The organism is Rhodoblastus sp., from assembly GCF_041915505.1.
Classification (GTDB): Bacteria; Pseudomonadota; Alphaproteobacteria; order Rhizobiales; family Beijerinckiaceae; genus Rhodoblastus.
Window position 1 is genome coordinate 1 of record NZ_JAYSBG010000226.1, and the last position, 5847, is coordinate 5847.

Annotated in this window: 6 protein-coding genes; 4 read left to right on the plus strand and 2 right to left on the minus strand. The window is 66.1% G+C overall.

Annotated elements, in window-relative coordinates:
* On the minus strand, positions 1–572 hold a 572-nt coding region (locus ACE3S9_RS13550; protein ID WP_374546999.1), incomplete at its 3' end, for a LysR family transcriptional regulator.
* A 125-nt stretch (positions 573–697) separates the two neighbouring features.
* On the opposite strand from ACE3S9_RS13550, the gene ACE3S9_RS13555 reads away from it, so the two are divergent.
* Positions 698–1333 carry a glutathione S-transferase family protein gene (locus ACE3S9_RS13555; RefSeq protein ID WP_374547000.1) on the plus strand — a complete coding sequence of 212 codons (636 nt, stop codon included), beginning with the start codon at positions 698–700 and terminating at the stop codon, positions 1331–1333.
* 13 nt (positions 1334–1346) lie between these two features.
* The gene (locus ACE3S9_RS13560; RefSeq protein WP_374547001.1) at positions 1347–2180 is read left to right on the plus strand and encodes a pyridoxamine 5'-phosphate oxidase family protein; all 834 of its coding nucleotides are present in this window, start codon (positions 1347–1349) and stop codon (positions 2178–2180) included.
* Here ACE3S9_RS13560 and ACE3S9_RS13565 read toward each other — a convergent pair.
* Positions 2177–3772 (minus strand): GMC family oxidoreductase, encoded by a 1596-nt coding sequence (locus ACE3S9_RS13565; protein ID WP_374547002.1) that lies wholly within the window; start codon positions 3770–3772, stop codon positions 2177–2179. The genes ACE3S9_RS13560 and ACE3S9_RS13565 overlap by 4 nt on opposite strands.
* A gap of 176 nt (positions 3773–3948) precedes the next feature.
* Here ACE3S9_RS13565 and ACE3S9_RS13570 point away from each other — a divergent pair, with 176 nt between their 5' ends.
* Positions 3949–4902 carry a hypothetical protein gene (locus ACE3S9_RS13570; protein WP_374547003.1) on the plus strand — a complete coding sequence of 318 codons (954 nt, stop codon included), beginning with the start codon at positions 3949–3951 and terminating at the stop codon, positions 4900–4902.
* Between the two features lies 1 nt (position 4903).
* A partial coding sequence (locus ACE3S9_RS13575) for a hypothetical protein (RefSeq protein ID WP_374547004.1) occupies positions 4904–5847 on the plus strand: 944 nt, incomplete at its 3' end.

The window sequence follows — 5847 nt, forward strand, 5'->3', positions numbered from 1 at the left end:
GTCGAGATGAAGGCGTGATCCGCCAGCTCATCGGGATTGCGCGGCAAGCCGGCGCGCGCCAGATAATCCGGCGCGGCGACCAGCACGCGCCGCACGGCGCCGACGCGCGAGGCGATCAGCGAGGAATCCGGCAGGCGACCGATGCGCAGGCCGAGGTCCACGCCTTCGTCGACCAAAGGCACGACCCGGTCGAACAACAGCAGATTGACGTCGATTCCGGGAAAATCGCGCAGGAAATCGCGCACGATGGGCATGATATGCAGCCGCCCGAACATGACCGGCGCCGTGAGCGTGAGCACGCCGCGCGGGGCGTCGCCGCCCTGCACCGCATCGGCGATGTCGTCATAATCGGCCAGCAACCGCCGGCCGCGCTCCAGCAGCTTTTCGCCGGCCTCGGTCAGCGACAGGGCCCGCGTGGTGCGGTTGAACAGGCGCTGGCCGAGTTGTTCCTCCAGCGCCATGATCGCGCGGCTGACGGCGGCCGGCGAACGGCCCAGCTTGCGCGCCGCCGCGACAAAGCCGCCGCATTCGGCCACGGCGGCGAAAAGGGCGATGGCGTCCAGCCGATCCATGGGATTGTTTCGCTATGTGCAAAAGTATGCTGCGACTTTTGCTCATTAACACGATTTTTAAAAGGACTAGTTTGGACGGGCGGGCCAAAACTCTCACAAGCGGCCCCAAGAACCGGGAGGATTCCATGAGCCAGCACAAGCCGATCCTGCTGCACGGCTTCGACAAATCGGGCCATTCGCACCGCGCCGAACTGATGCTGCGCCTGCTCGGCCTGCCGTTCGATTTCCACCAGGTCGATCTTATCGGCGGCGAACAGCGCGGCGAGGCCTTCCTGAAGCTCAATCCGTTCGGGACCGTGCCGGTGATCGAAGACAATGGCGTGGTCATCGCCGATTCCTGCGCCATTCTGGTCTATCTCGCGACCAAATATGATCCCGACGCCCGCTGGCTGCCGCGCGACGCCGAGGGCGCCGCCCAAGTCCAGCGCTGGCTCTCCGTGGCGCAGGGTCCGGTCTTCAACGGGCCGTGCTGCGCGCGGCTGGTCACCGTTTTCGGCATGGATTTCGATCATGCCCGCGCCAAGGCCGTGGCCGAACGTCTGTTGACCGTACTGGACGGCGTGCTGGCGGGCCGGACCTTCCTGGTGGGCGAGCGCCCGACCATCGCCGATGTCGCGCTTTATTCCTATATCGCCCATGCGCCGGAAGGCGGCGTCGATCTGGCGCCGCACGCCCCGGTCGTCGCGTGGCTGCGCCGCATCGAGGCCCTGCCCGGCTTCGCGCCCATGCCGGCGACCAAAGCCGGCCTGCGGGCGGCCTGACGGGAACGCGACCATGAGCGCGCCCCTGCTCGACCGCCGGCCCTGGCATGAAGGCGAAATCCAGGCGCGTCATCTGGCTGGCGCGCCCGCGATCGCGTCGGTCATCCGGACCTTCATCACCGACCAGCAGAGGGATTTTTTCGCCCGTCTGCCGATGGTTTTCGTCGCGGGCCTCGACGCCACGGGCGCGCCCGCGGCTTCGATCCTGCGCGGCGCGCCGGGTTTCGCAACCAGCCCCGAACCGCGCCGCATGGAGATCGCGGCGCGCTTTCCCGACGGCGAGCGCATGACGCGCGAAGCGGGCGCGCCGGTCGGTCTGATCGGCATGGATTTTTCCGCGCGGCGGCGCAATCGCGTCAACGGGCGGATCATCTCTGCCAATGACAGCGCGCTGGCGCTGGCGGTGGACGAAGCTTTCGGCAATTGCCCGAAATATATCGCGCCGCACGCGCTTTTCGCGGCTTCGGACAATCCGGGGGGCTGGATCGACCTTCCCGCGCTCGACAGCGATGCGCGCGCGCTGATCGAACGGGCCGAGACCTTTTTCATCGCCACGCGCGGGCCCGATGGCCTCGACATGTCCCATCGCGGCGGCCCGCCGGGTTTCGTGGCGATCGACCCCAGCGGCGCACTGCTCATTCCGGATTTTCCGGGCAATAATTATTTCAACACCTTCGGCAATCTGCTGCGCGACCCGCGCGCGGCCTTGCTGTTCATCGACTTTCCCGCCGGCCGCGCGCTGCATCTCGCGGGCCGCGCCCGCGTGGCTCTATCGGAACAGCAGAGGTTCTGGGTCTTCGTCCCCGAAACCGCGCGGCGCCTCATCGCGACGCCGTTCGGAACCTAAGCGCGACGCACCAGATCGGCGGCCTTCTCGCCGATCATGATGGTCGGGGCGTTGGTGTTGCCCGCCACGATTTCCGGCATGATCGAGGCATCGGCCACGCGCAGCCCGTCGAGGCCATGGACGCGCAATTGGGAATCCACCACGGCGCGCGCGGGATCGGGCCCCATCGCGCAGCTTCCGACCGGATGATAGACCGTATCGGCGCGGCGGCGCAGAAAGGCGCGGATCTCGCCGTCGCTGTGGACGTCCGCCGTGTGCAATTCACGGCGCCAATGCGCGCGCAGGGCCGGCGCCTCCATGATGCCGCGCGTCAGCCTGACGCCGGCGGCGAGGGTTTCGAGATCGGCCTCATCCCCGAGGAAATTCGGATCGATCAAGGGCGCGGCGCGCGGATCGGCGCTGGCCAGCCGCAGGGCGCCGCGGCTCTTGGGCCGTAGCACGCAGACGTGGCAAGTAAAGCCGTGGCCAAGATGCTGGCGGCGCGCATGGTCGTCGACCAGAGCGACGACGAAATGCAATTGCACGTCGGGCGTCTCGAGATCGGGCGCGGTCTTCAGAAAACCGCCGGCCTCGGCGAAATTGGTCGCGACCATGCCGCGCCGCTCGCGGCGATAACGCAGGATTTCGCGCGCCAGCCGCGCCGCGCCGCCGAAGGAAAAGCCAAGCAGATCGCGCGAGCCGGAACGATAGCCGAGCACGACATCGGGATGATCGTGCAGATTTTCGCCGACACCCGGCAGATGGTGGCGGGGCGCGACACCTATAGCCTTGAGCCGCGCCGCGTCGCCGACGCCGGAAAGCAGCAGGAGCTGCGGCGATCCGAAGGCGCCCAACGCCAGCACCACCTCGCGTCGCACCCTGACGATGCGCGTTTCGCCGCCCGGCAAGGCCAATTCGGCGCCCACCGCCCGCCGGCCGTCGAACACCAGCCGCAAGGCGCGCGTCCCGGTGAGCACCTGCAGATTTTTCCGCGTCGCGACATGCGGATGGATATAGGCGCGGGCGGCGCTGCACCGCTCCCCGTCGATCTGCGTCACCTGATAGACGCCACAGCCCTCCTGCGCGGCGCCGTTGAAATCCTCGACGATCGGATGGCCGCATTGGCGCGCCGCATCGAGAAAACGCGCCTGAAACGGATTGTCCGTGCGCGAGGCGGCGACATTCAGCGGTCCGCCCCGGCCGTGAAATTCATCGTCGAAAACCTCATTATTCTCGGCCTTGCGGAAGTAAGGGAGCACGTCGGCATAGGACCAGCCCGGATTGCCGAGCGCGGCCCAGCGGTCGTAATCTTTGGCGTGGCCGCGCGTGTAAACCATGGCGTTGATGGCGGAGGAGCCGCCGAGCGTGCGGCCGCGCGGCTGATAGCCCCGCCGCCCGCCGGGGCCGGGCTGCGGCACGGTCGAAAAGGCCCAATTATGAAAGGGAACCGGCGCCATCAGCGCGCCGGCAAGCGGCGTCCTGACAACCCAGCTTTCGCCGGAATCGCCCGCTTCGACCAGAACGACGCGGCAATTCGGGTCCTCGCTGAGCCGCCCCGCAACAGCGCAACCGCCGGACCCGCCGCCCAGCACGAGATAATCCGCATCCTCCAAGGCCCGCTCCTCCCCGCGTTGACTTCTTGCCCGCTTCGCTTTTTTGGATAGTTTATACTGGAACTATCGACGAAGCGAAAGCCGCGCTTTCCTGCGCAAGGCATGGCAGGCCGCCCGCTTTTTGCTCTGGCGCATTTCCGGCCGCGGTGTAGATTCGCTGGGCGAAAGGCGCGGCCATGGCCAAGGACGTCACGCGGCAGGAGAACGAAAATCTCGCCAAAGTCGCCGGCCAGATCGGCGCCTGCTCCTTGCTGCCGGTCGCCAAGGATGGCCACATCATCCTGCGCATCACCGCGAATTTCGCCGTCAAATCCTTCGTCACGAAAGATTTTTCCGTGTCGATCGGCCTGACCCAGGCGACGCTTCGCCTCACGCATCCGGGCTTTGACGCGAGCCAGGCCTATCAGGCCCATATTGATAGCGATTTCTGGGCGGAAAGCTGGGCCGAGAAAAAAGCCGTTCATGGCGAGTTGAGCGGCGAACTGGGCGTCAAGACGAAATTGGCGCCCTGGCTGACGCTGGGCTTCAAGGCCGGCGGCGGCAGGAAACAGTCCAACGAGGAATCCATCAAGGGAAAAAGGCAATATCAGATCGTCAAGCCCGTGCCGGGCGGCTGGGAGATCGGCAGCGAGCTTGGCGAGCCGCGCACGGCGTCCGGCGCGGTCAAGAGCGGCATGGAGAATTGCCTCCAGGGCGGCTATATGTCCGGCCGGAACAACGAATCCGGCGAGGGGCTGCGCGAGGATGGCGCAAAGGGCGAATTCGTCGCCTGCCGGCTCGACCCGCGCGAGGACGCCGACGATCCGACTATTTCCCTCGAACTTGTCGGATCGGCGGGGGCGCTCAAGATCGTCATCGACCGGAAGAATCTCGATTCCTCGGTCGGGCATTTCCTGAAATCCACGGAAGACGACGACAAGCTCGCCAAACTGAAACAGGCCTTCATCAAGATTTGCTATGACAAGGCCATCCGCGACAAAAGCCGCGGCGATAATCTCGCGGGCGAGTTCTTCCTCGGCCGCGTTATCCGCAGTGCGCCAAAACTTGCGCGCGCGACAGGCGCGGGCCGGGCCCGAACGCCGCGCGACGCCGGCGCGGCCGATCAGGCGAATCTGACAAGAAGGAGCTGACATGAGCAAGGATCGTCGGCCCCCTCGCCCGCCGCGCCGGGCGGAGCCCCCCGCCCAGGCGCCCATCGCCCGGATGCTGGAAACCATCCGGGACGTGCTCGACGCCGAGACCGGCGAGTTCCGGGCGCTGGCCAAGGCCGCGGCGCTCGATCCGAAAGTCGACTTCCGCAATGTCGAACTGAATGACGTGCCGCTCGCCGACCAGGATCTGAGCGGATTTGACTTCACCGGCGCCGATCTGCGCGACACGGGCGTCGAGCGCGCCAAATATAACGCCTCGACCATTTTCGCCTCGGCGCGCTTCAGCGGACGCTCGCTCGACCCGCGGGTTCAGGCGTTCAACCAGAAGCTCAGGTCGCTGCCTTTCGACGGCGTCGAGGCCGCCTTGAACGACAAATTGGACAAGGAACGCTTCGCCGATGTCGACGTCGCCAGCTTTACGGCGGCGATCCGGAAGGCGCCCGACGAAAAGCGGGCGCGGCATTGGTTTGGACAGATGGCGTCGATCGGCGTCCGGCCGGACGTCATCGCTTATTCGGCGCTGATCGCGAAAGCGGCGTCTGAGCAACGCGCCGCCGAATGGTATGATGAGATGCGCCACGCCGGCGTGACGCCGAACGCCATCACCTTTTCAACCCTGATGGACAAGGCGGAATCCGAAGATCATGCGGAGCGCTGGTATCACGCGATGATCGAACAGGGAATCGCCCCCGACGACGTGACCTTCAACACGCTGATCGCAAAAGCCGGCTCTGAGGAAAAGGCGGAATATTGGCTCGGAAAGATGCGGGAGGCGGGTATTTCGCCCGACGTCTATTCCTATACGAGCCTGATGGAAATCGCGCCGAGTTACGACCGCGCCGCCTTCTGGTGGAACCAGATGGCGGCGGAGGGCATCACGCCGAATGAGGCGAGTTCGCGGGTCTTCGCCAAGAAGGGCGGCCG

What these genes read in the sequence shown, in the direction of transcription:
- ACE3S9_RS13555 (WP_374547000.1), top strand. Translation starts at nt 698, where the DNA reads ATGAGCCAGCACAAGCCGATCCTGCTGCACGGCTTCGACAAATCGGGC.
- ACE3S9_RS13560 (WP_374547001.1), top strand. Translation starts at nt 1,347, where the DNA reads ATGAGCGCGCCCCTGCTCGACCGCCGGCCCTGGCATGAAGGCGAAATC.
- ACE3S9_RS13570 (WP_374547003.1), top strand. Translation starts at nt 3,949, where the DNA reads ATGGCCAAGGACGTCACGCGGCAGGAGAACGAAAATCTCGCCAAAGTC.